We start from the raw sequence: 26,341 nt of genomic DNA, 5'->3' as shown, positions 1-26,341 counted from the left end.
AGGGGCGGGCTCGCCAAAAATTTCTTAAGCGATTGATATATAACATTTTATTTTGCCATTTCGGGCTCGTAGTACAAACTTTTTTTAGCCGCCGCCCACGAAAATAGACTGCCATCTATAGTGCCAATTGAAAGCTTAGTTGATCCGATGTCGCCGACTAAGCTTTCTATAAAAATATAGTCAAAGCTCTAACTATAAATCTAAAATTTGAATATACTTCGGTGCAAATTCGGTAAAAACGATTGTAAATCCCGCTTTTTCGATTTAACACTCAGTCATCAGAGACGACGAGACGCAACGTTATGTCGGAATTTCGGAGGTTACAGAGTGTTATTGAGTATTAAGTCGTTCCGATTAGCGGAGGAAATGCAAAATGCGATCAACCGCGTCGAGTTGTTGACAGCGACGCTGTGCGTGAAGATCGCTGAGGCTGCGGTGAATGCAGTCGATGCAGGGCAATACGACAACTTCGCCCACGCATGGGTTTCCATCGCAATCGAACTCACGGACGAGACGGACCCGATGAGCATCACCGCAATCGCGAACGAAGATTTCGTCGCCGTCGCATTCGATGATCCCAAATGGTGGGGCATCGACGTAAAATGGGACCGGATTACCGAAGTAATCGACGTCACATTCCATACGTGGTTCGTCGAGTTTTACGAGCTTACCGACCCATACGATGTGCTTGAACACGCTGAAATCCGCGTCACTCGCTGGATTGAAGAGCGACTAGCGCGGGACTGACATCGTGCGAGATCACAGTCGCCCTCCGCAATTCGCGGTCATGGGCTGCTACGATCAAAACCTTGGGCCTTCCGATTGCGGGAGGCTCGTACCGCCTCCTTAAAAAACATGCCCGCGATCACGACGTCAGCACCGCCCATTTCAGGGGTCAGGGCTGGCGGGGAAGGATGACGCGCGCCTCGAAAGGACCAGACGAATGACGACCGGCGCACAAGCCACCGCTGCCACCGCAAACCGCGAACGCGGATGGCTGTACGAGGTTTCCAACCAACTGGGCATCGTCTGGCGACAATATGCGCCATCGACGATGATCGAATTCACGACCGCAGATGTACGGTTCCTGTTCTGGTCCGAGTATTTTCAGACGAAGCATGCCGAGATCACCAGATGGATCAACGAGCGGAAGCTGAGCGTCCAAGCCTACCAGTTCATGCCCGACATCTACGGCGCACCTGATGAAATTGTCTTCCGGTTCGAGGACAAGAAAGCCGCTGAAGCCTTCAGCGCAGCGTTCGCCACCGACAACTAGGATGCCGCCGCCGCGTAAGCCCGGCTGAGACACTGCGCCTCTCGCGTATGCGTACTGGCCCGGCCAGGCCGGGCCAACCCTAGCAAAAAGCTCTCCCACTCTGGCAACGGCTCACTCCAGTGCGCCTTGGCGCCCCCGTGCGCCCTCACGAGAAATCCAATGTCCAAAAAAATATACAGGAGCCCGCGCCGACGCGGAACTGGCTCACGCTTGCGGAAAAAGCTCGACGAGATGCGCCGGAGCAACCTTCGGGAACGTCGCGAAGTGTCTATGGCGTCCGCTGAGAAAAAGGTGCGCGCCGACTTGCAGGCTCAGCACCCGGACCTCGCCATCGACGATCTCGAAGCTCGGGTGCAGAAAATCATGCAACACGGTCGAGAGCCTACGCAAGCCGAAGTGCTCCAGCCCGCCCCGGTCACAGCAAAGGTGTTGGCTGACCGGCGAGCCCGGCGAAAGGATGCTGTCAAAGCCCGGCGTAGTCGGCGGAAAGGGGGCGGCCGATGACGGCGCGCGGGCCATTTGCACCATTTGCAAACAGGGTCAGGTAGGCATGAAAGTCGAGGTGCTTACGGGCGTCCCCGGCTGCGGAAAGAGTACCACGATGCGCAATGAGGCCCTAGCGACGCCGGGACTTTACCTCTTCGCAATGCCCACAATCGCCCTGATCCAAGAGCAGGCAGAAGCGTTCCGAGAGGATGCGGCCCAGCAAAATGTCCGTGTCGATGTGACCGAGGTCCATTGGAAGTGTAGAAATCGGAGACAAGGCTCAGTTGCAAAACGCCTTACGGATTCTGCCGCCCGGATCGCCCAAGAAGGTGTTCAGCATGCCATCGTGCTGATCACTCACGAGGCGTTGATGGGTAATGACCTTTCAGGCTTTAGCGGCTGGCACGCGCGGATAGATGAGGCGCCCAACGCCGTGCAAAGCGGCATCGTGAATGTGCAGTCGGCCAAGACCCGTGATTTCTTCTGCGCCAATTTCAACCTGAAGCCTGCGACCAAAGGTTGGGCAGAGATCGAGCGTACCGAGGGAGACGAGGGTTGGCGCGATCAGAAAGACGACGCTCTACTCAAGAACCTGCCCGATTTTATGAAGCAGGCCGCCAGACCGTCAGGCGCCTTCGTCGATAGCTTGGACTGGTCCAAGAAGAAATTTGGATGGTGTTCGGTCTGGAGCCCTATCGCTCTCGCTCATTTCCAAAGCGTGCAGATCGCTGGCGCCGCCTATCTGTCCAGCCTCGGCGCCCTGATCGTTCGAAACTGGCAGAGCGCAGAAGTTCAGTTCATCGAAAGGCCTTTGACGGCCACACGAACTGGCCAGCCCAACATTCGGGTTCACTACTTCACTCAGGGTCACGAGGGCACCAGCCATCTGTGGGAATCGTCGCCCGGCCGGGAAATGATCGTCAAGCTCTGCGACCACCTCGCCCAAGTTGAACCCAATCTCGGCTTTTGGTCGGGCAACAAGGAGGTGCAAAAGCTTATGGACCATCGTGTCCACGGAGGACCAATTGATCCGAAAGTCGCAGGGATTAACGCCTACGATGACCGGGCCAGTTGCGCCTTCATTTACAGCGCGAAGCCAACAGACGCCGACGAACCGATCAAGACCTTGTTCGGGATCACGGGCGAACAAATTCGCACGGCGCGCGAGGACGAGGATATTCTTCAATTCGCAATGCGCGGCGCAATCCGAAGGCCGTACTTCGCCGAGGACTATGACATTTATCTCTACAGCCTTCGGCAGGCCGAAAGGCTGATGGTGCAGCTTGCGCGTAGTGGTGTTGGTTCGTCGATCAACCTCGTACCGGAGATTGGAGCGGGCATCATGAACTCGGTGCCGGAAGCTCCTAAGCGGCGAGGCCAGTCGGTGAGTGAGCGCAACAAGAAAGCTTCGGAAAGACAAAAGGCCAAGAGAGCGGCACTAGCTATCGCCGCCGGTCGAGCACCCGGCAAAAGCGGGCGCCCAAGAAAGTCCACTTAGTAGACCAATCGGCATTTCTGTGAGATACTCCCGTCCAGCTTTGGGAGGGCCTTTGTCGAACGTCGAGCCACCAGTCTACTGCCTCGCGCTGCGTGCGCGCCGCTTCCTCACCGGCGAGATCGACAGCGCGGAACTGATCGAATTTCTCGACGACGCGGCCGGGCCGCACCAGTGGCTGATGATTCAGCACTGGCTGTTTCGAGCACCGCCGGTGACATTGCGACCCGGTGCTCTGACCGTGCCCGTCGTATGCCCGCAAGATGCCGCTCTCCGCGTACAGGCCGCAGACATCAATCACCAACGGGTCATCCTCGCTGACGTGATTGCCGACGTCGAACTACGGCAGTGGCGATGGGTCGCATTTCAGGCCCACCCGCACCCGAGCGGCCGTGGCGACTTTCCGTGGGAGCGCATGCCAGATCGCGCCCTGCATGCCTGAGGTGCCCCGCTCACTTGGCTGGGCGACGGCCGACCTGATCCATCTCGACACCATGGCGCCCGGCCTGATCGGACGTGTGCTGACGACCTCACCGCGCCGCCGCCAAGCGATCTTCACCGTGGTCGCGAGCCGGGCGTCTGGCGCGGGAGAACCAGCCGATTTGGCCGACGATCATGCGCTTGCCGACGTATTGAGGCGTGAGCGAGCGCGTGAGATTCTAGCCTATGCATTTGGCGACGTACCACCCGGCTGGCTCGGCGTCTTGGAGCGGGTGGACTCGGCGCCCATGCCTACTGCCGGGGGCTACACGAAGCTGCACGCCATCTTCACGGACCCACGCCGCCGCCCGGATGCGGAAGTCCTTACGCGAACCGGTACCGTCAGCGAGACCACGTTGGCCGTGCTCGACACGCTTGATCCACGCTGGCGGCTACCGGGCGTGCTGGGACGGCTTGGCTCCCGGTTCGCCGCCTCGGAATTCAATGCCGCCATCGCCCTTGTCCAGTCGGCATGCTCGACCGCCACGGACGAGGTGGTAGCCCAAGCTATCGCCCGCCTGCCGCCCGGAAAATCGCTGGCCGATCTCGTGACCCGGTTCACGGCGCGAGCAGATCGGTTTCCGCCGCATCCAATCCAAGGCGACGCAGAAGTTCGGCCGATCCTGACGGCGGATCATTTCGTTCGCGTGGGCCTCAGCTATCGCAACTGCCTGCGGGACCGGATCGCAGACGCGCTAGTCGGCCGTGCGGCCTATGCCGAATACAGAGACATGATCTTGGAGTTCCGGCCGCTGGCGAATGGCTTCGGCTGGATTTTGGAAGACGTGCATGTCGCGGGAAACGCTTTGGTCCCCGCCGACGTGCGGGCGGTTGCGGAAGCGAAATGCCGCGAACTGGGCATCCCGTACATCGACCACGACCGCCGACCTGCGATCAGCCAGATGTGCCGACTGCTACAGAAGAGCGGGTTGTAGCTATCGCCTCAACATCCCGGTGGAGCGGTCGAGAAAATACTCTGCCGTCAACACGCAAAGAAAATAGCGATAGACGGCCGTCGGCTGATCCGTCGTGCCGGTATGCGCCCCTTCCGATCCCAGCATGCTGAACAGCGAAGCCACAAAACTGCTCTCAAGCGATTTTCCCGCATCTCGCGGATCAGGACGGAAAAAGCCCGCAGTTTTAAGGGCGGCTCGCGCAGCACCGTCGCGTTCGGCACCTCCCAGCCCCTCAATCGCAATAACGTCAAAAACTGAAGCCAAAAATCCGCGAGCGTCTCCATTTGCGGATTCCCAATGCCCTTCATCGAGGCCGCGTTCAAACTGATCGAGCCGACTGATCGCCTCGGCTGCGCGCCGTGATTCAAGCGATGTTCGGAGGCCAGACCTTACCTGCTCGATCTCGACAGGGGACGTTGGCGCAAGCACGCCGTCGCGGACCATCCATCCGTCAAGAGCGAGGCTGCGCAGAAAGGCGTCGTCTACGGGATGAGGTGGGGACGGCCCTGACATCCACGACCGAGGGCTCTGCTGCTCAGGCAACTTGCTCGCGGCTTCTCGCACTATCCGATTGAGCAGAAGGTCACCTTCGGGATCGAAACGCGGCGGTATTTGGCGACACGCCTTCGACAGTAGATTCTTGAGTTTCGGCGTCGTCTGATCCGGCAACGGAGTTCCGTCCAGAGCGGGGCCACAGCCGACTTCCTCGATTACCGATTTCATCGCCGCGTTGGTGCTGTGGAGCACCAAGACATCCAGCGCGCGATGGAGAGTTGTCCACCGAAACCGTGGATTGATGTCGGGAGATTGCATCATGCTAGGCCGCCCCTGACTGGCCACACATCGAGTGGCGCGCTGGCATTAGGAAACTCGCGTCCAGCGATGACTGATGCCCATCGAGCCAAGCCTTCGCCCGCTGGTAGTCGGGAAGGATCGACGCCAAAAACCCCCAGAACGCCTCGCCATGCGACCGGTGCTTGAGGTGCGCCAGTTCGTGAACGACGACGTACTCCAGCACTCGCTTGGGCGCGAAGACGAGATGCCAGTTGATGTGGACTGTGCCCTCCGCGCCGCACGATCCCCAGCCGGATTTCATGTCGGCGACCCGGATCGCCCGTGGCTTCAGCCCGTGACGCTTCTGGTAGGCGGCGGCGATGGCCTGCACGTCTTGCCGGACCTGCCGCTTGAGCCACAACTTGATGTGCATGGCGACAATGGCGTCCGCAGCCTCGGGCTCAACCCATGACGGCAGGTCCACGAGGAAGCCCGTCTTGTGCGCCACCTCGACGCCCGCGCCGTCATGGCGCCGGACGGTCAGGGACGACATCCGCCCCCGGAACGGGATTTTCGAGCCAGTCATAAAGCGGGGCACGGCGTGGTGCGAGGCGACCTGCTCCTCCAACTCCCGTACGGTATCGAAAAGCCATTGCCGCTTGCGGCCAAGGAAGTCCTCGATAGCCGCGTCATCGTCCGTGGTCAGGGCCAGCACCTCGACGCAGCCCGGCGTCACCGTGATCCGCCGCTCAGAGATCGTCGCGGTTCGCCGAAGCTCGTAGGTGATTTCGGTCTGGCCGACGCGAACGACAGGCATCAGTGCGATCCTGCATAGGCGTGGATGGCGAAGCCCTCGACCTCCTCGCTGATCTTCCCTGCTTCAGGCATCATCTTGGCGCGCAGAATCCGGCGCACCTGCTTCCGCAGTTCCTGCTTGTAGGCGTCCATGAAGTACCACGCAGGCTGCTCGCGTTGGGCCTCGGCGTATACCTTCCCCACCTCGATAGCGACCGCCTGCAAGGTCGGATGATCCATGTCGGGCGCGATGGTTTCCATGATCCGTAGGATCGAGAACGCCCGCTCGTCCATGCCCAGATCGGCGTGGGCGCCCTGTTCGGCGTTGATGCCGCCGGTCAGGTCTTCGAAGTCCCGCAGGCCCTCGGCGGCGGCGATCTGGCCTTCCTCGAACCGGCGGATGATTTCCAGCACCCGTTCGGAGAAGCGACCGTACTGGGAAGGGTTCTTGTCCACCAGTTCGCGGGTGACGCGGCGAAGCTCGGCCGACTTCCTGACGAAGGCCTCCTGAATCTCCTCCTCGGTCTTTTCCTCGACCTCGAAGTCGTCGGCGAAATTGGGATCGGTGATCGAGCGCAGGCGGATCGTGGTGGAAAGGCCGGTGGCATGGACGTGCTCTTCCAGCATGTCCCTGATCTTGCCGGTGTAGCTCCGGTGATCGAGGCTTTCGTCTTTCGAGATCACCTGCGTTGCCAGCCGCAGGAACGCCGCCGCCCACTTCACGTCAGCGGTGAAATCCAAGATCGCCGGATCGGGCGACAGGTCGCCGTAGACGCGCACGAAATTGCGGGCGAGCCGCTGAAGCTCGAACCAATCGTCTTCACGCCCCTCGGCCGCGAGCTTGCCGACTGCGTAGGCCGCCGTCTTCTCGTCCATGCCATCGAGCCCCATCAGACGTTTCTGGCGTGCGTAGCGAGCATGGGCCTCCTTCAGATCATTCCGCAGGACGGCGATGTCGCGCAGGGCGTTCTGCACATCCTCGGCGCGGTAGGAGGCGAGAGCATCATCGAGGTGGTTGGTGACCCCGATGTAGTCCACGATCCGACCGTGGGGCTTCTCGATCTCCACGCCGTCCGGTCGCTTAAGCGAACAGGTGCGGTTGGTTCGGGCGATAGCCTGAAGCAGGCCGTGTTCCTTCAACGGCTTGTCGAGGTACATGACCGCCTCGATGGGGGCGTCGAAGCCGGTCAGCAGCTTGTCGCAGACGATCAGGAAACTGGGTTCTTCGCCGAACGCCTTGAACCGTTTTTTGGCGTCCTTCTCCGCCGCATCGTCGAGATACCAGCCCTCAAGCTCAGCCCGCACAGCGGCAACATCTGGGTCTTCTGACGGTTTGTTGTCCTCCTGCGACTTGGAAAAGACGCAGGCGATCATGGCGTCAGCCTCGGACTTCGCATCGGCCTCGCCCATGCCACCCTTTATCAGGTCGGCGGCGATCACATGCGCCAACGCCATGCGGTAAAGAACGACCGCCTCGCGATCCACGACGACGATCTGCGCCTTGAAGCCGTCTGGTCGGCAGACCTGCTTGAAGTGCTCCCAGATGTCCAAGGCGACCAGCCGCACCCGTTCCGGGTGCTTGGCGAGGGTGGCCAGCGTGAGCCCTTTGGACTTCAGCTTCTCGCGCTTGTCATCGGGCAGATCGACGAACCACCGGTCGAACAGGATGTCGAGTTCGGCCTCATTGATCGACCAGTCGGTTTTCCGACCCTCGTAAAGGATCGGCACGGTGGCGCCGTCGCGCACTGCGTCGTCGATCCCATACTTATCGAGATAGCCTTCGCCGGGCTCGCTGAAACGCGCGTAGGTGTCCTTATCGGTACTCTTGATCGGTGTGCCGGTGAGGCCGAAAAACCGGGCGTCCGGCAGCGTGGCCGACAGGAAGGCGCCGAGGTCTTTCTCCTGCGTGCGGTGGCATTCATCCACCAGTACGATCCAATTGTCCGAGTTCGGGATCGGGTCTTTCGAACCGGCGAACTTGAAGATCGTGGACATCAAAATCTGACCGTTGCCGCCACGCGCCACGGCCTCGCGCAGTTCGCCGACCGACGCCGCTTGCTTGGGATTGGGCAGGCCGCAGGCGACGAAGGTCTTGGAAATCTGGTCGTCGAGGTCGATGCGGTCGGTCAGGACGAGGATGTTGGGATTTTGAAGCGTGGTCGCGTCCAGCGTCAGGTGGGTCTTCAGCTTCAGGGCAAGGAACACCATGGTCAGGCTCTTGCCAGAGCCTTGCGTGTGCCAGATCAGCCCCTTCTTCAGCTTGCCCTCGGCCACGCGGGCGACCGCTTTGTTGACCGCGCGAAACTGCTGGTAGCGGCAGACCTTCTTGACCTTGCGGCCGCTCTCCGGGTCGGTCTCAAAGATGATGAAGTGAGCCAGCAGATCGAGAAGCCGTGACGGCTCCAGCAGGCACCAAAGGTCTTTGGACAGATCGTCGGCGAACTCGTCGCGGCTGCGCGGCCACGCATCTGGCCATGGTGCGTAGAACTGCGCCGGGCTGGCGGTGGCGCCGTAGAGCGTCGTCATCCCGTCCGTCACTACATTGAAGGCGTTGGACGCGAACAGCCGTGGGATGTCGCGCTCGTACTGTTTGATCTGCTCGAACGCCTCCTCGGCCCGCGCCGTCGCCTTCAATGGCGACTTGGCCTCGATCACGACCAGCGGGATGCCGTTCACGAACACCACAATGTCAGCGATGCGCGCGCGCTGGGCAGCGACGCGGAACTGGCGGACGACATGGTAGCGGTTTCTATCAGGGTGCTTGAAGTCGATCAGGGTGACCGGCCGGTCACGAGCTTCACCGATCAATCGGCGTGAATAGGCACCGCGCAGTTTGCGCTGCCATTCCTCGTTGTCCGACAGCGTGGATAGCTCGCCGTAGATCGCCTCAGCGTCGGCCGCGCCGATCCCGTTTAGGGCTTGCAACGCTTCGACCATCACCGGCTTCAGGATAACGCGGTTCTCTTCCTGCCGCATCGCCATGGCCGCCTCGGCCGAAATCAGTCGGTAGCCGAGCCCGGTCAGGGCATCGAGCGTCGGCTTCTCTGCGAGGCGGTACTCGCTCACGCTGGCTGACCGCGACCCGCAACGAGGTCATCAAGAAGCAGGCTGCCCACCTTATCTATCTCTTGCACTGCTTCCTTTGCCGCCTTCACCGCACACCGGATACTGTCAAGCGTTTGGGCAATTTCCCGCTGCTCGTCCAACGACGGAAGCTCGACGGGTATCTGGAAAAAGTCCTGCGGGTACAGTCGCAGCCTGTCATCGGCAACGCCCTGCGAATAACCGTGAAGCAGTTTGATCATAGGGGCAGATCGCAGCATGTGAAATGCGAAGCCCGGATCAATCAGACTATTCGGGATCATGACGACATAGGCTGGGCTGATACAACAATCCGCCGCCGCCAGCCCGCAGGCCCCCTGCCACATCCGCATCATATTGTAAGCGATGTCGCCGGTTCTAACGAGCTTGTGGTCTTCGGGCGCAAGATTGCTCTCCACCCGCCGTTCGAGGAAGCTCCGTGCTACCAATCCGTGCTCAATGCTCACGGACGCTATAGGAAGTCCCGCAATTCCCGACTCTGTGCGCTCTGAAAACAGATCGCCCAAATGGTATCGTTTCCGCACGCGCTGAAATCTGGAAGCCCCCTGAGAAGCTATTCCGGCAGGGTCGATACTGTTAGGTCCGGTATAGCCAAGGTGCTGCAAGTGGCCCATCATCCGCACCTCAAAATTGTTGCGGACAGTCATCACCTCACTGATCTTCCCGACCTTTCCCCCAATATCTATAACTTCGGCATCCGCACCGGTCTGTACGTAACGACTGATATTGAGGTTGTGTCCGTTTGCAGCGATCTCCGCTACCGGAACGACGCGGGCCAGCTTGCCGATGTCGGCAAAGCCGTGGACGGCACCTACAAGCGTTCGGACGTGATCGCCGGTCAGGAAGTTCTGCGCCTTGCCGGGCTGGAAGGTGGCGTCGCCGTTGACGATCAACACCTTGCCCCGGCGGTCGGCAGGTTTCTTCTTGCGACAGATCAGCAGGGCGGCAGGGATACCCGCTCCGTAAAACAAGTTGGGAGCAAGCCCCACCACTGCCTCGATCACGTCGGCAGTCAGCATGGCCTCCCTGATCCGCCCCTCTGCCTTGCCACGGTAGAGAACGCCATGGGGCACGACTACCGCCAGCATCCCATCGTCCTTCAGCGAGGCGAGCATGTGCTGGACGAATGCGAGATCACCGTAGCTCTTGGGCGGGCAGCCATACTTGTCGCGGCCAAAGGGGTCGCCGTTCGCCCAGACCTCGTAGCCCCAAACCTTCTCCGAGAATGGCGGATTGGCCATCACCCGGTCGTAGGCGCCAACGCCTGCGACGAACTCCTTGGCCTTGGGATCGTATCGCTTCGGATCGAGGATCGTGTCGCCCTTGGCGATGAAGGCGTCGTCGATGTCGTGCAGAAATAGGTTCATCTGGGCGATGGCCCAAGTGGCGAGGTTCTTCTCCTGACCATAGAGCGACAAGCTGCGCGGGTTCTCGCCTCGGTCTTTGAGGTGCTGGACGGCTTCAAGCAGCATCCCGGCCGAGCCGCAGGTTGGGTCGTAAATCGACATGCCGGGCTGCGGATCAAGGCACTCCACGATCAGGCGGACGACCTGCCGGGGCGTGTAGAACTCGCCGCCCCTCTTGCCCGCGCCCTCGGCGAACATTGTAATGAGGTAGAGGTAGGCGTCGCCCAGCACGTCGGCAGGCACGTCGGCGTTCCGCAGTTCGATCTTCTCGAAGTGAGACAATAGCTTTTCGAGCAGGGCGTCGGGGAACTGTTCCTGCCTTGCGAAGTCCACTGCGCCGAAGACGCCGCGCAGCCGCAAGTTCGCGTCTTCGATGGCGGCGAAGGCGTTGTTCAGTCGTTGGCCGATCTGGGTGGATTGCTTGCGCACCTGATCCCAGCGGTGCTCGGCTGGGATGTGGAAGCGGTGTTCGTCGGGGGCGGCAGCCTCGTCGCGGTCGCCGGTTTCCGCCAGCAGGGCCTCGAACTCCTCGTCCCACACATCGCACAGCCGCTTATAGAAAAGCAGGCCGAATATGTACTGCTTGTAGTCCCCCGCATCTACGGTGCCGCGCAGGATGTCGGCCGCTTGCCATAGATGCCGTTCAAGCTCGGCTTGAGTCAGTTTCGCCACGTATCGCCCCTGTGCGCTCCACACTCTCAGCGCGCGTGGGACTGTTGAATCGCTCAGAGGCAGGCCGGTCAAGGTCAGCCTTTAATGGGCCGCTTAGATCGTCGGCCAGATCGCGGCGATCATGCTGCAAGCGGCTGTAATGTTGGCCACTCGGCGCGTGGTGCTGGCGGGACCGCGCACGACTACGCCGCGCGGCACGTCGATGACCATTGACGCCTGCGCATGCGGGTCGCCCAGACCACCAAGGTACTCGACAGCGTGCATGTGGGCGATGGTCGCGAGATGGCCGTTGGCGTCAGCGCGGCGGTTTTCTGCGGCGTCGCCCGCCGGACCAATCGCACACCTGATGAAAACTTCCCCGACCCGGTCTCGCCCGCCGCGCGCTGCAACGCGGGCAACCGCATCAGCAGATACGGACACCTCAACACCCGAGATTATCAGAGACTGGGATGGTTTGGGCGCAGCCACGTACCGGGGGCCAGAAAGACCCAGAGCGTTAACCGACCTTTGAAAGGTCTCAATGACCTCTATAGATCGGATCGCATCGTCATGGACGAGTGGTGTGCTGACCGGATCGTCGCGACGTTGCTCCAAGGCGACAACGGCGGCAGCGACGATGCGGTTGATGTCGCCCGGCGATATGAGGCATGCGGCAATCCCTCGCCGTGCGTGCTGGTACTGGATGATGAGGGGTCTGTTTTGCGACGGGTTTTTCGCCTGTCGCAGCACGTTCATCTGCGCAAGCGGAGAAGGTGCAACGAGGTAATCGGCCAATTGCGAGGCCGATAGCCGTGGATGAACGCGCGTAGGAGGCAAGGCCATGGACGAGTTCCTGATCGTTGGGACGACTCAGTTGGACACCGCAGTATACATGTCGGAGTTGTCCGAGCAGACTCTCGCCGACAACGGGTTGAGCGGCGACCAAAGCGGCCTCTACCTTTATGAGACCAGCGACGACCCGGCATCCAAGGGCATTCGAGTACTTGCGACCGTTCCCAATCCCGAAGCCGCTTACCGGATTCTCGATCTGATGGGCATTCGCGCCTAGCGATCCCGCCTCTCGGCGCCCCGGATAAATACCGGTGCCATGAACGCCGATCAGAAAATCTACCGCCAGTTGGCCCGAATGGGCTGCATAGCGAGTATGAGAGCCTACTCCAGCGACTACCTCGGAATGGCCCCGAACTACGCCTGTCTGCGCGGTGCTCGCGGCCCCTCCGAGCGCGCCCTGATCAACCTCTTCCGGCGCCTGTGGGACGAGCGTCACTACATCCTCGCGGCTCGCGTCGCATGGCTGATCCTATGGGGTGTAGAGCGATGACGCCGCCCGACGACGATGATCTTTGGGACGAGAGGATATGGGGCATGGCTGACGGGCAGCGTGATCCTTCGGTCACCCTTCCGCCCAGCTATCTGGAGGCCAAGAGGGCATGGCTCCTAGCGAGGCTTCGACGGAAGGCCGAAGAAGCCCATCGGACGATTCCACCTGACGTGCGCTTCTAGCAGCCCGCCCCTGTGCGTCGTTTGCGCCAATATGATCGCCATGGTGATGGGACGGTCGAGGGAAGCGTGACCGGGACTGGGCAAAACCCACTCGCGCGTGCTTCTTAAGAGTAAGGTGAGAGTGGGTTTCCGGCCTGACCTCTTTCATACGACGTGACGAAGGCGGCGAGGCCAGATCGGTGCCGAGGACCGGAGCCGAGCAGAGCGAGGTGAGGACCGGAGGCGTTGGCGATCTGTCCTCGCCGACAGGTGGGCACCGACAGGTGACCGCCTCCCGCTTGACCGCCGATCTGAGCAACAGGGTGGCTGACAATGAGGGACGAGCCGCTCGCCTTCGGCGCCCGGCGTCGTAGCGAACCGAGGACCGACCGCGCATGCGCGCCGTCTCTTCCTCGGCCGCCGTCTTTTCGATGGCCTTGCCCCCGGAAGGTCAAATTTTGGATTGGGGCGCAGCCCCGGCTAAGCACGCGCGAATGGGTTTCCCACCGGCGCCGAGCACGTGTGCGGCTCGCGGCCGGATCGCGATTGACCCTATTGCGCCATCGGCGGCTGGGGCCGTGACTCAATCAGATGCTTTCCAGCACGCCATTCCGAGGGCGCCAGATCGAGGCCCGGCAACGGATTCTAGCCGCCGTTTATAGAGGGGGTTTTGTCACGCGGTCGGAAGCGACCGTTGGCTTGCCCCTCCGCCGAGCCATGAGCATCTGATCCAGCCCACCAATCACCACGGAGAACCCGCCTGAAGCGCGCTGCACTCTACGTCCGCGTCTCGACCGATCAGCAGACCGTCGAGAACCAGATCATGGCCCTGACCGAGGTCGCCCACCGGTCGGGGTGGACCGTAGTGCAGACCTTCTCCGACGAGGGCATCAGCGGCGCCAAGGGCAGAGACAAGCGGCCGGGCTATGACGGCCTCCTGAAGGCCGTGGCGAGGCGTGAAGTGGACATCGTGGCCGCGTGGTCGGTGGACCGTCTAGGACGCTCCCTGAACGATCTGGTGGCATTCCTGACCGACGTCCAGACCAAGGGCTGCGACCTCTATCTCCACCAGCAGGCCATCGACACCAGCACCCCGTCTGGGCGGATGATGTTCCAGATGCTCGGCGTCTTCGCCGAGTTCGAGCGGTCGATCATCAAGGCCAGAATCTCAGCGTCGCTGGATCGGTGTCGTGCCAAAGGCGTCCGGCTCGGTCGTCCGCCCATCCCGCCGATCCGGTTGAAGAAGGTCGAGCAAGGCCTTCGCGCCGGTCAGTCCATACGGGCGGTAGCGAAAGCGACAGGCGTCTCGACCGCCACCGTCCAGCGGGTCAAGCAGACCATGGCGGCCACCGTCGAAGCGTCCACGGTTGGACAGTAGATGACCAGATCGAGGTGCAAGCGGCCGTATGTGGACGTTTAAGACCGGCAGCGAATTGCAGGTGGAACTGGGTCAGCGCATCAGGGCTCGGCGCCTCGGGCTTGGACTGACCCAGCGTGACGCCGCCACGCGCGCCGGTGTCGCCTATCGGACGTGGCGACGGCTGGAAACCGAGGGCTACGCCTCTGTCGAAGACCTCGTGAAGGCGGCTATCGCTCTGCGGTGCGAGGAAGGGCTCGAAGGCCTGTTCCCCGCGCCCGTGGCCAAGTCCATGGACGAACTCCTGAAGGCTCAGGTGACGCCCAAGCGGCTCCGCGCACGAGCCTCACCGAGACTGCGTGTTGACGATTAGGGTCGCAGATCGGAAGCCTCGTAGACCCGAGTCTATCGAGCACAGCGCATGCCCAGCGACAGCAAAATCACCGCCGCCATCGAGCCGGATCACGACCGGCCAAGCGGCCATCAGCCGTCTCGTTCCGGGCGCGCCATTTCTCCAAGCATCGTTGAAATGATTACGGTTCCACCGTCTGGGGGACCGTCTTCGGACGATTGCTACACAAACCTGCTACACAATCTCGACCACGATCAGGGCCTAAGTGTCTCAGAACGCTCGGGAAAGCCCGCGCGCGACTGCTCACGACAGGTTCGGTCGCACACCCGCCCTGCCATCTAGCATAACGAGCAATAGCCACCTACACTCGCCTCAAGAGGGGCGGGGGCCAATGGCTAAACAAAAAACCAAGCCAGTAGTAGCAAGGTACAGAAGGCTCGCAACGAGCCCATTCTCGTCAGCATCCATCACGCTTCAGGAAGCTGTATCGGAGGCGATGCAAAGCGAGTTCTCTGGGCAGAAATTGAAGGCCAACTACGTCCTTCGAGAATGCGCCAACCTTTCGCACACTACCGATACCTTTGTTCTGGCGGACCCAAAAATCGAGGATGAGTTCTTTTTCGGTGAGCTTGCTCGCTTTGAAAAAGGAGCGAACATTCCACTTTGCTGGGGAACCCCGACGAACCCCGGTGCCCTCGTGATCGGCCAACAGATACCGGGTGCGGGCCGCGAAGCCCTCCTTGGCGTTCTGCAATTCATGATCGTGGGCAACGACGTCATCCTAATCGAGAGCGGCGGATTGCGGACCAGCCGCCTCGAAGAATATCTGACTTGGCTATTGAAAGAGCGCGCGGGCTCTATCCCCAATGGGTCACACGTCCTCCTCGAAACAGAGTTCGAAATCTCGACGATGGGCGGGGCGGAAATTTCGGACATCCGCGAAGTCTCTATCAGGCCAATCAGCCTGAAGGAGGGGGAGGGTCGCCCCATTCCTGATGCGATGGAGCAGCGGGATGCTAGAGACACCACGCGGGCGGATGTGGCCCGCCAAATTCTCGAATTGATGGGAAACACCGAGGCGGACATCGACCAATTGATGGGCGAAGTGCCATCCGATGGCGACGTCCAACTCCGTCTGTCTCTTCTGTTCAAGAAGGGCAGGAAGAAAGACGCTGTTCAACCCGCCGCAGCTTCAGCCCGGCAGATGTTCCGAAATATGGACAACGACTCGATTGAACTGAAAGGCAAAGACGGAAAGACGGTTGGAAAGATGACGGCACTTTTCCGCGAAACGTCTGTAGCCTTAAACGGCTCGATCATAGACATGACGGATGCCGTTCGCGTGCTCTGGGAATCCTACGAATTCTGGGTCACAAAGGGTAAGATCGGACATGCTGTTTAAGCTCGATCTTGGCCATTGGAAACCTTGGCTTATCTCTAGCGTGGTCGCGATACTGTTCAGCCTCGTGTCGCCGGGCGCCGTCACGCTTGTTTCTCAAGAACTAATCGCCCTGTTCGGACTTTTGCTCGCCGGTGCTCTACCGACGATGATCTTGACTGCGACCATCCTTCGGGCGGGAGCGTTTACGCCCAAGCGCGTTGGCGAGTATGCCAACGCGCTAGACACTCAGTTGTCATTCTGGTTCGGATTATTCATTTGGGCTTTGATGGCCTGCATAGCAATCACACTTTCTAAGTTGCTATGGAATAATGGCGACCCTTATAAAATGTACATACCTTCGATAACATTTGATCGCGTTCGAATGAATGCGGTTCAACTATCTCTCGTGCCGCTTGCGAACCTCATATTGGGATTCTCAGGGACTCAAGTGGCTTATCGTCTGCTGCCAATGCTCGCGGGACTCCGTAGCTTGCTGCGCCTCAACTCGGCGATTGCAACCGAAGAAGCTGCGGCGAAGGTGCGAGAGGACTTCGGCCCCGGCCGCCAGAAGGCGGCCAAAATCAAGCCGACCGAAGGTCACGGAGACGTAGTACAATAGTCGCGCTCCGAGATTTCGATCTCATAGATGCGACAGGTCTAGGTCGGGATAGCGAACCCGACTGATTGCTTCGAACAGGGTCGCAGTCGCATAGCCGCTGCCATAGGCATCCGACACCGAAGCTGACGAGCCCGAGCCACCGGGAGCCGACCAGCCTCCTAGCGCAAGAGCAATGTCCCGCTCCACCCGAGCCTCGCGAAGCGCGTCTCGGAAGGTGTGACGGAAACTGTGAAAACAGGTCTTGCTGGATCGAACTCCGGCCTTTCCGCTGAACCGGGTGAACCAAGCCGAGAAGGTGGTAGAACGATAACCCGTTGCTCCGAGCCCAACCTCGCCAAACAGTTTGATCTCGCGAGCACGTCGGCGCGCAGCAACGAATTCCATGAACCCGAGCGCGAGAAGCTGCGGATGAACTGGGACCAATCTCGCGCTGGAAGCCGTCTTTAGCCGCTTGTCAGTTTCGTCGGCCTGTGACGCCTCGGTGATCGCGAAACAAGCGACGCCATCCACCGGCCTGACATCCGCGACATCAAGTTGGCATGCCTCGTTCAAGCGAAGACCACAGAATAGAGCGATGAGCGGAATCCAGAAGCGGGCGTTGCGCGGACGGTCGTCGCCGGGCACGGCGTAGCCATGCCCGTCATCGCGGCAGCCCGTGTAAAGCGGCGCGTTGAAAATGGCTCGAAGCTGGACCTTTGAGAAAGGGAGCCGCTTGTCACGCCTCAACGTCGCATCCGGCATTCTCAGCCCTTGAGCCGGGTTCCGGTCCATCAACTCCTCTTTGACGGCCCAGTTGAAGACCCCACCCATCTTGTTGAGGTAACTGTTGATGTTGCTGGCACTTACCAGATCGCCGCGCCCCGCCTCCTTGGACCTTGCGGCGATCTCGGCCGCGTCGAGGCCCGGATAGAGCTTTCCAGCGTGACGCGGTAGCCATCGTAACGTCTCGATCAAATCCCGGCATCGAGCGCGGGTGATGGACCGGACAGGCGTGGTCTCCCCCAGCACCGCCACCACCATCCTTCGAGTGGTCTCATAAGCCAGCCGCGTCCGAGGCGACCAGTCTCGCGTCGGGTCGCCCATGTAGGCATCGTAGACTTGGCCGAGCGTGGGACCGCCGTCCTCAACTGTGGCGGCTGAAGGAGCATCGCTGGCCTTTTCGGCGGTCAGATTTCGCCCGTCACGATCCGAGCAACGCAGAATCGTCTGATCGACTTTTCGCCCAATCGCCGAACGCGCTGCTTCGAAGTCGCGCTCGATCTGGGCGGCAATTTGGTGGGAGCGACGCAGGGCCACCGTGGGGCTGTCCGTCCCCAACGATCTCCAAACTTCTCGCTTCCCGACAATGCCCTGCAAGGCCTCTGGGACACGCCGCCGATAGTAGAGACGACCGGCTCTTCGGACGAAGTGCGTTCGAACTTTGTGTAGACGGTTTGTGTAGCAGTCGCGCGCGGGCTTTCCCGAGCGTTCTGAGACACTTAGGCCCTGATCGTGGTCGAGATTGTGTAGCAGGTTTGTGTAGCAATCGTCCGAAGACGGTCCCCCAGACGGTGGAACCGTAATCATTTCAACGATGCTTGGAGAAATGGCGCGCCCGGAACGATTCGAACGTCCGACCCTCAGATTCGTAGTCTGATGCTCTATCCAGCTGAGCTACGGGCGCGCATTGCCTTTCGGCGAGGCGGGGGAGATAGCCCGTTCAATTGCGGGGCGCAAGCGCCGTTTGGAGGATCGGCGAAAAGATTTTGTCGCAAACGCTTCGGGGCCGGGCGCCGGGCGCGCGGATCGGGGCGTGAAGGGGGTTTCGGGATCGATGGGCGACGTCGAGGCGTGACAGGCGGCGGTGTTTGTTGTCCATGAGAGCCTCATCGCCCGCCCCTGGGTCGCGGCGCCGATCCAACGGAACCTGTACGCATGCGTCGCTTCGCTCCGCTTTCCCTGGTTTGCCTCCTGGCCCTGTCGGCCTGCGCCCAGACCGCCCTGACGCCCGCCACGCCGACGGCGCCGCTAGCGGCGCCACCGGCTGCCGCAGCCCCGCGTGGCTTCGTCGCGGCGGCCAATCCCCTGGCGGTCGAGGCGGGCTTGCGGGTGCTGCGCGATGGCGGGAGCGCGGCTGATGCGGCCGTCGCGATCCAGGCGGTGCTGAGCCTGGTCGAGCCGCAGAGCTCGGGCCTGGGCGGCGGTGCCTTCATGACCTACTACGATGCCAGGAGCGGCAAGGTCACGGCCTATGACGGTCGGGAAAAAGCGCCCAGCGGCGCGGGACCGGACATGTTCATGGGGCCGGACGGCAAGCCCCTGCCCTTCGTGACCGCGCTGCTGTCGGGCCGCTCGACGGGGGTGCCCGGCGCGGTGGCCATGCTGGCCCAGGCGCAGAAGGCGCATGGCAAGGCCCGGTGGAACACGCTGTTCGCCGACGCCGAGCGCCTGGCCAGCGAGGGCTTCACGGTCAGCCCGCGTCTGGCGGGCATGATCAATAGTTCGCGCGTTCCGCAGAACGGTGCGAGCGACGTCATCGCCTATTTCACCAAGCCCGACGGAACCCGCTACCAGGCCGGCGACACCCTGAAGAACCCGGCCTATGCCACGACACTCAAGCGCCTAGCCGCAGAGGGGCCCAGCGCCCTCTATGAGGGCCCCATCGCCCAGGCCATCGTCGACAAGGTGCGCGAAGGAGCCCTGCCCGGCAGCATCAGCCTGTCGGACCTGAAGACCTATCGCCCGCGATCGTCCGACGCCCTGTGCCGGCCCTGGAGGGTCTATACGGTCTGCGTGCCCAACCCTTCGTCGAGCGGCCTTGCGGTTATCCAGGCCCTGATGATGCTGGAGCATACCGACATCGCCACGCGCGGTCCCAAGGACCCTGTGGCCTGGACCCTGCTGGCCGAAGCCGAGCGCGTCATGTATGCTGACCGCGACCGCTATATGGGCGACCCTGCCTTTGTGAAGGTTCCTGTCGAGGGCCTGCTGGATCCAGCCTATGTCGCCCAGCGCGCCCGGCTGATCAAGGACACCGCCGGCCCGGCGCCCGCGTTCGGCCTGCCCAAGGGCGCGCCCAAGGTCGGGATCGACGCCACCAAGGAGCCCTCCGGCACCACCCATTTCGTCATCGTCGATCCGGCGGGCAATGTGGTGTCGATGACCACCACGGTCGAAAGCATCTTCGGCTCGGGCCGGATGGTGGGCGGCTTCTTCCTCAACAACCAGATGACCGACTTCTCGTTCTCGCCCGTCGAGAAGGACGGTGCCCCGGCGGCCAACGCCGTGGCGGCGGGCAAGCGGCCGCGCTCCTCGATGGCCCCGATCATCGTGCTGGACAGCAAGGGCAAGTTCCTGGCCGCCGTCGGTTCGCCGGGCGGCAACGCCATCCTGTCCTATAATCTCAAGGCGATGGTCGGCGTATTCTATTGGGGCCTGTCGATGCAGGACGCGATCAACCTGCCCAACCTGGTCTCGCGCGGCGACAATTTCTCCGGCGACGCCGAGAAGTTCGGACCCGAGATGGTCGCAGCGCTGAATGCCCGCGGCGTGCTGGTCAAGACCGGCCAGTACGAGACCTCGGGCCTGCACGGGGTGATCGTGCGTCCCGGTGGCGTGATGGAGGGCGGAGCAGACCCCCGGCGCGAAGGCGTCGCCAAGGGTCTCTAAGAAAGCGCCTACCCCTCCGTCGCCGCCTCTTCATGGCCGGCGATGGAGCCGTCCTTGAACAGGTATTGGCGCAGCAGCGCGTCGGTCTCGGGATCGTCGCGGCGCAGCCATTCCAGCACCATGGCCGCGTGCTCCAGCTCCTCGCGGGCGTTGTGCAGCAGGATCTTCTTCAGCTCGATATCGTCACAGTCGTCGGCACGCTGACGATACCAGTCAACCGCCTCGAACTCCTCGATCAGCGAGGTGATGACCTAGAGCAAAGGTCGTCATGATTGAATCATGTCGTTTGCTCTAGATTCTTGTTTTGACGCGTTATTTCGGCGGCGAACCGGCATCCACTTCGCCGAATAACGCTTTAGTGGCGGTTGAGGGTCTTTTGACTGAGCTTCTCACGGGGAACGTGAAGGCCTTCGCTGGACATGCGTCATCATCCTGTTGTGCTGCGGGACTAACGCACGAGACGCGCAAGCGGCGCCGTGGACCCAGGAAAGAACCCCCATGAACATCGATCGCCGCAGAGCTCTCGCATTCCTCGGCCTGGGCGGTGCAGCCGGGGCCGGCAGCGCGGTCTGCGCGCAGCCTCTCAACAAGGGCGCGGTAGCGTTCGAGCACGGCGTCGCCAGTGGCGATCCGGGGCCGACCAGCGTGGTCTTCTGGACCAGAGTCACCCCCACGGCTGCGAATTCAGGCGATATCCTGGTTGATCTGCAGGTGGCCGCCGATGCGAACTTCAAGTCCATCGTCAGCGCCAGCAAGGGCCTGCGCGCCCACGCCGGCCGCGACTGGACCGTCAAGCATGACCTGGACGGCCGGGGGCTGAAGCCGGGAACCGAGTACTGGTACCGGTTCGTCGCCAACGGCGTGACCTCACCGGTGGGCCGCACCCGCACCCTGCCGGCCGGGCCGACCAGGGATGTCGTCCTGGCGGTGGCCTCGTGCTCGCTCTATTCGAACGGCTTTTTTAACGCCTATGACGCCATCGCCAAGCTTCCGCGCGTCGACGCCGTTTTGCATCTGGGCGACTATATCTACGAGTACGGCGGCGCGCCCACCGACTACGGCATGAATTCGCCGGTCGCCGCGCAGCGGATGCCTGACCCGATGCACGAGATCGTCACCCTCGACGACTATCGCCGCCGGCACGCCCGTTACAAGACTGATCCCCATCTGCAGGCTGCCCATGCCCGCGCGCCGTGGATCGTGGTGTGGGACGATCACGAGACCACCAATGACAGCTGGCAGGGTGGGGCCCAGAACCACAACCCGGAAAAGGGCGAAGGCGACTGGGCCGCGCGCAAGGCCGTGGCGCTCAAGGCCTATTACGAGTGGATGCCGATCCGCGAGCCGGCCGCCGGCACCCTGCCAGAAGCCAGCTGGCGCGGGTTCCAGTTCGGCGATGTGGCCACCCTGCTGATGACCGAGACGCGCCTGACCGCCAGGACCGAACAGCTGGACTATGCCACCGATCTGCCGATGGTCGACGGCAAGCCCGATGTGGCCGCCTTCTCGGCCAAGTGGAAGGATCCCGACCATCGGCTTCTGGGCGAGGCCCAGCGCCAATGGCTGGCGGGTCAGGTCAACGCCTCGGTCAAGGCCGGCAGCGCCTGGCAGGTGCTGGGCAACCAGATCGTCATGGCCCGCGTCGCCGGGCCCAACCTGCAGACCCTGCTGGGCGACAGGTTCGAGCCCATGCTGGCCAAGCTGCCGCCCTATGTCCGCGAGCGCATCCGCCAGGGCGTGGCCCTGTCGGCCCTGGGCCTGCCCTATAATCTCGACGCCTGGGACGGTTATCCGGCTGACCGCGAGCGGCTGTACGACCTGTTCAAGAGCGCCGGCGCCCATCCGATCGTGCTGTCGGGCGACAGCCATTCGTTCTGGGCCAATGAGCTGTTCGATGCGGGGGGTGCCGAGCGGGTGGCCGTCGAGTTCGGGGCCACCGGGGTCACCTCGCCGGGCTATGGCGACATCCTGCCCGGCGTTCCCTTGGGCGAGGCCTTCGCGGCGCGCAACACCGAGGTCAAGTTCGCCGATCCGGGGGCCAAGGGCTTCGTGCTGCTGACCCTGGAGCATGGCAAGGCGACCAGCGAGATGATCGCCGTCTCGACCATCGTGGAGCCGGCCTACACGACCCGGGTGCTCAAGCGCTTCGTGGTGACGCCGACGCCGGGCGGGGGTGTTGAGGGGTTGAGGGAAGGCTGAGAGTATCCCTCTCAGCACTCCTTCTCCCCGTTCTTCGCGAGCGCGTTCAGAACCCTCAGGGAAAGTCGCAGACTTCCGGCCTGTCTGCGGTAGCCTGATCGAGCCGCAATTGCTGATACAGAACGCTCCCCGCACCCTGCGGAAAGAAGCGCACAGCCTTGGTCGTGCCGTCGGGCGATTGCACCTGCAGTTCGTAAGGTTGGGTCGAGTCCCCGTTGGTCCCTGATACCTTGCGCAAGATGATCATTCCGTCTCGCAAGCCAGAGCGGTAGGCGGCGCTCCCGGGCTTCATTCGGGCAATCGCGAGATGACCATCCGGGGTCGGAACGGGCTCAAATCCGAGCTCGAAGCTTGCAGCTTCGACGCGCTCCAGCTTGCCACAAGGTGCGAAAGCCTCTTCAGGCAATACGATGGGTGCGCCTCTGTTGATATAGGCGTCCAGATCCGCGCCGACATCGACGCCGGCCCTGGCCATCGCCGCGACGAACAGGTCGGTCACAGCGGCATCCGGACTTTCCCGAAAGGCCTGCGCCTGCGCGCGCACCACGGCGTCGAGACTTTGACCGCGCTGGCGCAGACGCCAATCCCAGAGAACCGCCAGCATCGCGCCGCGCTGATAGGCGATCTTCTCCGCGTCGGGGTCGGTCCAGAACGCTTCAGCGGCTTGCGCACCCGGCATCGTCTTCGCCGGGGAAACGCCGTAGCCGCGAAGCGTCTCGTTCCAGGCGTCTGCGAACGCGGTCGGTGAAAGCAGGCGCGCCCGCTGGAGGAGACGCCGCGCATAGAAGTCTGTGAAGCCTTCGCTGAACCAATATCCGCGTGGACCGATCGGCATGCCCAGCCGAGCGGGATTCCACGCATGGAACAGTTCGTGCGCCAGGAAGGGCCGCAGGTCCTCCTGCGTCAGGCTTGCCGAGGCGACCATCGCGAAGCCGCCCTCTTTCCAGGCACCCCTGAAAGATTTGATCGGGCCGGTCTCAAGGCTGGAAGCAGCGACGAGATAGGGGGCATCTGCGTCATCCGCGAAGAACTCGCGCTCGGCTTTCAGGATCTTGGCCAGATCCGCCGCGATTTCAGCGTCTGTAAGCGGATATTGCCCTCGGATCGCCAGGCGCAGCGGCCCGTTTTGGACGATCCGCAGATCACGGCCACCGATGAAAAAGCTGTTTTTCGGGTGCGTCGGTTTGAAGTGCTCCAGGCTGGACGCGAGTGTGAAGCCTTTAGGCCAGCCGCTCCACTTCAACACGACGGGTGCATCGGGTCGGTCCGCCACGATCACCAAGGCGCTCGGCCCATCGACGAAGAACCAGGAAGGACGGATCCAGGGTGTGCTGGGATAGCCGTCCGCATCGGTGGGCTCATGGTCGATGGTCGTCGAGATGCGATAGCGGATGGCTATGCTCTTGCCGGGTTTCGACTTCAAAGTTCGGGTCGGGCCGTCGCCTTCGATGTCCGCCCCCTCAGCCCTCAGGTCCAGCAGGCCGCGCCAGAGCGCCTTTTGCCCCATGGAGGCGCTGGGCAATTCCAGTGTCGTGACGCCACTCGCATCGGCCTCGAATTGCAGCTTCACCTCGAGGTCTGTAAGGATCCCGGCTTCGAATTTCGGTGAGATTTCGTAAGTCACCGGTGCGGTTAGAGTCGCTGCGGCCCCCTTCGACAGGGGCAACATCAAGGCCGCAACAATCGCTAGAAGAAGCTTTGTTCGGCGCATCGTGTTTCTCCTTGTCTGCGCCAGGGATGAACCGGCCGGCGCTTCTAACGCCGCTCCAGCGCCAGGCGCAGGCCAAAGGCGATGAAGACGCCGCCGGTGATCCGGTCCAGCCAGCGGATCACGGCGGCCTCGCGCAGCAGGCCGGCCAGGGGCGCGGTGGCGGCGATCAGCAGCCCGGCCCAGATCAGGCCCATCACCACATGCAGCGCCGCCAGCAGTATGCCGAAGCTGGCCGGATCGGCGCCTGGCGGCACGAACTGGGGCAGGAACGAGATATAGAACACCCCGACCTTGGGATTGAGCAGGTTGGTCAGCAGGCCGCGTCGCAGGGATGCCAAGGCCCCGCCGCCGGTGGGGACTATGGCACCGGGCTCGAAGCTGTCGCGGGGCTTCATCAGCATCCTGCCGCCGACCCAGACCAGATAGGCCGCGCCGGCCCACTTGAGCGCAGTATAGGCGGTTTCCGAGGCGGTCAGCAGGGCCCCGGCCCCGCAGGCGGCGGCCACGCCCCAGACCATGCAGCCGATCCCGATGCCCAGCGCTGCCGCGAAGGCCCGGCGGGGTCCGTCTGTCGCTGCAGTACGCAGGACGAGAGCCGTGTCGAGCCCCGGCGTGATGGTCAGCAGGAAGGCGGCGAAGCCGAACGCCAGCAGGGCCTGTAGTGTGGTCATGTCAGGACCCTGCACCATCCTCGCGCTCGACCAGCCGACCCTCTTCCCAGACGCGGTAGAAGCACGAGCGAAAGCCCACATGGCAGGCGCCGCCGTCGCCCTGGGGCCGAACCTTGATCAGCACGGCGTCCTGGTCGCAGTCGACCCGCAGTTCTGAGACGATCTGCAGCTGGCCGCTGGTCTCGCCCTTCTTCCAGAGTTCATGGCGCGAACGGCTGAAATAGTGGGCGATCCCGGTCTCGACGGTGAGCTTGAGCGCCTCGTCGTTCATCCAGGCCAGCATCAGGATCTCGCCGGTGTCGGCGTGCTGGGCGATGGCGACCACCAGGCCGTCGGCGTTGAAGCGCGGGGCCAGGGCCTCGCCGCGCTCCAGGGCATGTTTGTCGGGGGCGGTCGGGAACAGGGAAGCGCTCATGGCGTGGCATATGGCGCCCTTGGGGCCATTTCGGCTAGGGCAAAAAGCGCGATTTAGGAATCCTGCCTTTGCCCTAGCTTTCTGTTTTCGCATCGTTTTTGCGGAAAACCGGTTCCCACTTTTCCGCACGATGCTTTAGTCTCTGATCCAGGGAGAACTCATGAGTCTCAAGGATCGCATCAAGGCGGCGGTCGCCACGCTGGACGTCCGGGCTCGGCCCTGGGCGGCGCGTTCGCCCTGGCATGGCCGCGCCTATGAGTTCCTGCTGTTTGGCCTCAAGCAGGCCTGGGCCTGCCTCTTCGGCGGCCTGATGCTGGCCCTGCTGGTCGGCACCTTTCTGTTCTGGCCCAAGGACGCGCCGCTGGCGCGCTACGATTTTCTCGTCATCGCCGCCCTGCTGATCCAGGTCGCCCTGCTGGGCTTGAAACTGGAGCACTGGGACGAGGCGGCGGTGATCTTCATCTTCCACCTGGTCGGCACGGTGATGGAGGTCTTCAAGACCGCCCAGGGCTCGTGGATCTATCCCGAGCCCAGCCTGCTGCGGATCGGCGGTGTGCCGCTGTTCACGGGCTTCATGTATGCCTGCGTCGGCAGCTATATCGCCCGGGCCTGGCGGTTGTTCGACATCACCTTCATCCGCTATCCGCCGTTCTGGACCACCTGGATCCTGGCGGGCCTGACCTATCTGAACTTTTTCACCCATCACTACGGGCCCGACATCCGCATCGGCCTGTTCGCCCTGTCGGCAGTAATGTTTGGCCGCACCTGGTTCGTGTTCACGCCCGACGAAAAGCCCCGCCGCATGCCGATGATCGTGGGCCTGCTGCTGGTGGCCCTGTTCATCTGGCTGGCCGAGAACCTGGGCACCCTGGCCGGGGCCTGGATCTATCCCAGCCAGAAGAACGGCTGGTCGATGGTGTCGATCGAGAAGATCGGGGCCTGGTACCTGCTGATGCTGATCAGCTTCGTCCTGGTCTCGCTGGTCCACCGTCCGGTCGACGCCTGCGTGGCGAAGATCCGGCAGGGGATCAAGGCGGCGGCTTAGCCTAAAATCCTCCCCCTGA

At 62.3% G+C, this 26,341-nt stretch carries 25 protein-coding genes and 1 tRNA gene; 14 read left to right on the top strand and 12 right to left on the bottom strand.

The window, feature by feature from the left end:
* Window positions 1–366: 366 nt before the first annotated feature.
* The gene (locus tag ACW179_RS08010) at window positions 367–747 is read left to right on the top strand and encodes a hypothetical protein (RefSeq protein WP_492063771.1); all 381 of its coding nucleotides are present in this window, start codon (window positions 367–369) and stop codon (window positions 745–747) included.
* Window positions 748–943: 196 nt separating this feature from the next.
* Window positions 944–1,276 carry a hypothetical protein gene (locus ACW179_RS08005; protein ID WP_492063770.1) on the top strand — a complete coding sequence of 111 codons (333 nt, stop codon included), beginning with the start codon at window positions 944–946 and terminating at the stop codon, window positions 1,274–1,276.
* 204 nt (window positions 1,277–1,480) lie between these two features.
* Here the strand turns inward: ACW179_RS08005 and ACW179_RS08000 are convergent, their stop codons facing one another.
* Window positions 1,481–1,795 (bottom strand): hypothetical protein, encoded by a 315-nt coding sequence (locus tag ACW179_RS08000; RefSeq protein WP_492063769.1) that lies wholly within the window; start codon window positions 1,793–1,795, stop codon window positions 1,481–1,483.
* 82 nt (window positions 1,796–1,877) lie between these two features.
* Here ACW179_RS08000 and ACW179_RS07995 point away from each other — a divergent pair, with 82 nt between their 5' ends.
* The 3 genes from ACW179_RS07995 to ACW179_RS07985 are packed head-to-tail and all read left to right on the top strand — an operon-like array spanning window position 1,878 to window position 4,672.
* Window positions 1,878–3,260 carry a hypothetical protein gene (locus ACW179_RS07995; RefSeq protein ID WP_492063768.1) on the top strand — a complete coding sequence of 461 codons (1,383 nt, stop codon included), beginning with the start codon at window positions 1,878–1,880 and terminating at the stop codon, window positions 3,258–3,260.
* 52 nt (window positions 3,261–3,312) lie between these two features.
* A complete protein-coding gene (locus ACW179_RS07990; protein ID WP_492063767.1) occupies window positions 3,313–3,699 on the top strand; it encodes a hypothetical protein in 387 nt (128 codons plus the stop codon).
* Complete coding sequence (locus tag ACW179_RS07985; protein WP_492063766.1) at window positions 3,692–4,672, top strand: hypothetical protein; 981 nt, start codon at window positions 3,692–3,694, stop codon at window positions 4,670–4,672. Before ACW179_RS07990 ends, ACW179_RS07985 begins: the two co-directional genes overlap by 8 nt.
* Here ACW179_RS07985 and ACW179_RS07980 read toward each other — a convergent pair whose 3' ends face one another.
* From ACW179_RS07980 to ACW179_RS07960, 5 genes are all read right to left on the bottom strand, one after another.
* Window positions 4,673–5,509, bottom strand: coding sequence for a hypothetical protein (locus ACW179_RS07980; protein WP_492063765.1), 837 nt, complete (start codon window positions 5,507–5,509; stop codon window positions 4,673–4,675).
* 1 nt (window position 5,510) lies between these two features.
* Complete coding sequence (locus tag ACW179_RS07975) at window positions 5,511–6,284, bottom strand: M48 family metallopeptidase (RefSeq protein ID WP_492063763.1); 774 nt, start codon at window positions 6,282–6,284, stop codon at window positions 5,511–5,513.
* Entirely contained in the window at window positions 6,284–9,328 is a 3,045-nt protein-coding gene (locus tag ACW179_RS07970) for a type I restriction endonuclease subunit R (protein WP_492063761.1), read from the bottom strand. The genes ACW179_RS07975 and ACW179_RS07970 overlap by 1 nt, the downstream gene beginning before the upstream one ends.
* Window positions 9,325–11,442 carry an N-6 DNA methylase gene (locus ACW179_RS07965; RefSeq protein ID WP_492063759.1) on the bottom strand — a complete coding sequence of 706 codons (2,118 nt, stop codon included), beginning with the start codon at window positions 11,440–11,442 and terminating at the stop codon, window positions 9,325–9,327. Before ACW179_RS07965 ends, ACW179_RS07970 begins: the two co-directional genes overlap by 4 nt.
* 93 nt (window positions 11,443–11,535) lie before the next feature.
* The gene (locus tag ACW179_RS07960; RefSeq protein ID WP_492063757.1) at window positions 11,536–12,264 is read right to left on the bottom strand and encodes a hypothetical protein; all 729 of its coding nucleotides are present in this window, start codon (window positions 12,262–12,264) and stop codon (window positions 11,536–11,538) included.
* Here ACW179_RS07960 and ACW179_RS07955 point away from each other — a divergent pair.
* From ACW179_RS07955 to ACW179_RS07930, 6 genes are all read left to right on the top strand, one after another.
* Window positions 12,263–12,490: a hypothetical protein gene (locus ACW179_RS07955; protein ID WP_492063756.1), complete on the top strand. Its 228-nt coding sequence runs from the start codon at window positions 12,263–12,265 to the stop codon at window positions 12,488–12,490. The two genes, ACW179_RS07960 and ACW179_RS07955, sit on opposite strands and share 2 nt — an antisense overlap.
* 96 nt (window positions 12,491–12,586) lie before the next feature.
* Window positions 12,587–12,763 carry a hypothetical protein gene (locus ACW179_RS07950; RefSeq protein ID WP_492063755.1) on the top strand — a complete coding sequence of 59 codons (177 nt, stop codon included), beginning with the start codon at window positions 12,587–12,589 and terminating at the stop codon, window positions 12,761–12,763.
* Between the two features lie 921 nt (window positions 12,764–13,684).
* Entirely contained in the window at window positions 13,685–14,302 is a 618-nt protein-coding gene (locus tag ACW179_RS07945; RefSeq protein WP_492064271.1) for a recombinase family protein, read from the top strand.
* A gap of 28 nt (window positions 14,303–14,330) precedes the next feature.
* Window positions 14,331–14,654, top strand: coding sequence for a helix-turn-helix domain-containing protein (locus ACW179_RS07940; RefSeq protein WP_492063754.1), 324 nt, complete (start codon window positions 14,331–14,333; stop codon window positions 14,652–14,654).
* Window positions 14,655–15,024: 370 nt separating this feature from the next.
* The gene (locus ACW179_RS07935) at window positions 15,025–16,035 is read left to right on the top strand and encodes a hypothetical protein (protein WP_492063753.1); all 1,011 of its coding nucleotides are present in this window, start codon (window positions 15,025–15,027) and stop codon (window positions 16,033–16,035) included.
* On the top strand, window positions 16,025–16,633 hold the full coding sequence (locus ACW179_RS07930) for a hypothetical protein (RefSeq protein WP_492063752.1): 609 nt from the start codon (window positions 16,025–16,027) through the stop codon (window positions 16,631–16,633). The genes ACW179_RS07935 and ACW179_RS07930 overlap by 11 nt, the downstream gene beginning before the upstream one ends.
* Window positions 16,634–16,654: 21 nt before the next feature.
* Here ACW179_RS07930 and ACW179_RS07925 read toward each other — a convergent pair whose 3' ends face one another.
* Complete coding sequence (locus ACW179_RS07925) at window positions 16,655–18,199, bottom strand: DUF6538 domain-containing protein (protein ID WP_492063751.1); 1,545 nt, start codon at window positions 18,197–18,199, stop codon at window positions 16,655–16,657.
* 20 nt (window positions 18,200–18,219) lie between these two features.
* Window positions 18,220–18,296: transfer RNA gene (locus ACW179_RS07920), tRNA-Arg, on the bottom strand.
* A 251-nt stretch (window positions 18,297–18,547) separates the two neighbouring features.
* Here ACW179_RS07920 and ggt point away from each other — a divergent pair.
* Window positions 18,548–20,281 (top strand): gamma-glutamyltransferase, encoded by a 1,734-nt coding sequence (gene ggt / locus ACW179_RS07915; RefSeq protein WP_492063750.1) that lies wholly within the window; start codon window positions 18,548–18,550, stop codon window positions 20,279–20,281.
* 8 nt (window positions 20,282–20,289) lie between these two features.
* On the opposite strand, the gene ACW179_RS07910 is transcribed toward ggt, so the two are convergent.
* On the bottom strand, window positions 20,290–20,517 hold the full coding sequence (locus ACW179_RS07910) for a ferritin family protein (RefSeq protein ID WP_492064270.1): 228 nt from the start codon (window positions 20,515–20,517) through the stop codon (window positions 20,290–20,292).
* A gap of 262 nt (window positions 20,518–20,779) precedes the next feature.
* On the opposite strand from ACW179_RS07910, the gene ACW179_RS07905 reads away from it, so the two are divergent.
* Entirely contained in the window at window positions 20,780–22,480 is a 1,701-nt protein-coding gene (locus ACW179_RS07905) for an alkaline phosphatase D family protein (protein ID WP_492063749.1), read from the top strand.
* A gap of 55 nt (window positions 22,481–22,535) precedes the next feature.
* Here ACW179_RS07905 and ACW179_RS07900 read toward each other — a convergent pair whose 3' ends face one another.
* Genes ACW179_RS07900 through hisI form a run of 3 tightly spaced genes read right to left on the bottom strand, consistent with a single transcriptional unit; the run spans window position 22,536 to window position 25,277 of the window.
* Window positions 22,536–24,191 carry a M61 family metallopeptidase gene (locus tag ACW179_RS07900; protein WP_492063748.1) on the bottom strand — a complete coding sequence of 552 codons (1,656 nt, stop codon included), beginning with the start codon at window positions 24,189–24,191 and terminating at the stop codon, window positions 22,536–22,538.
* A 44-nt stretch (window positions 24,192–24,235) separates the two neighbouring features.
* Window positions 24,236–24,862, bottom strand: a complete 627-nt coding sequence (locus ACW179_RS07895) for a LysE family translocator (protein WP_492063747.1) — start codon at window positions 24,860–24,862, stop codon at window positions 24,236–24,238.
* Between the two features lies 1 nt (window position 24,863).
* Window positions 24,864–25,277 carry a phosphoribosyl-AMP cyclohydrolase gene (hisI, locus tag ACW179_RS07890; protein WP_492063746.1) on the bottom strand — a complete coding sequence of 138 codons (414 nt, stop codon included), beginning with the start codon at window positions 25,275–25,277 and terminating at the stop codon, window positions 24,864–24,866.
* Between the two features lie 160 nt (window positions 25,278–25,437).
* On the opposite strand from hisI, the gene ACW179_RS07885 reads away from it, so the two are divergent.
* Window positions 25,438–26,322, top strand: a complete 885-nt coding sequence (locus ACW179_RS07885) for a DUF817 domain-containing protein (protein ID WP_492063745.1) — start codon at window positions 25,438–25,440, stop codon at window positions 26,320–26,322.
* Window positions 26,323–26,341 lie beyond the last annotated feature (19 nt).

Source organism: Caulobacter sp. AVps18 (genome assembly GCF_058681425.1).
This window is presented reverse-complemented; position numbering and strand designations above follow the sequence as displayed.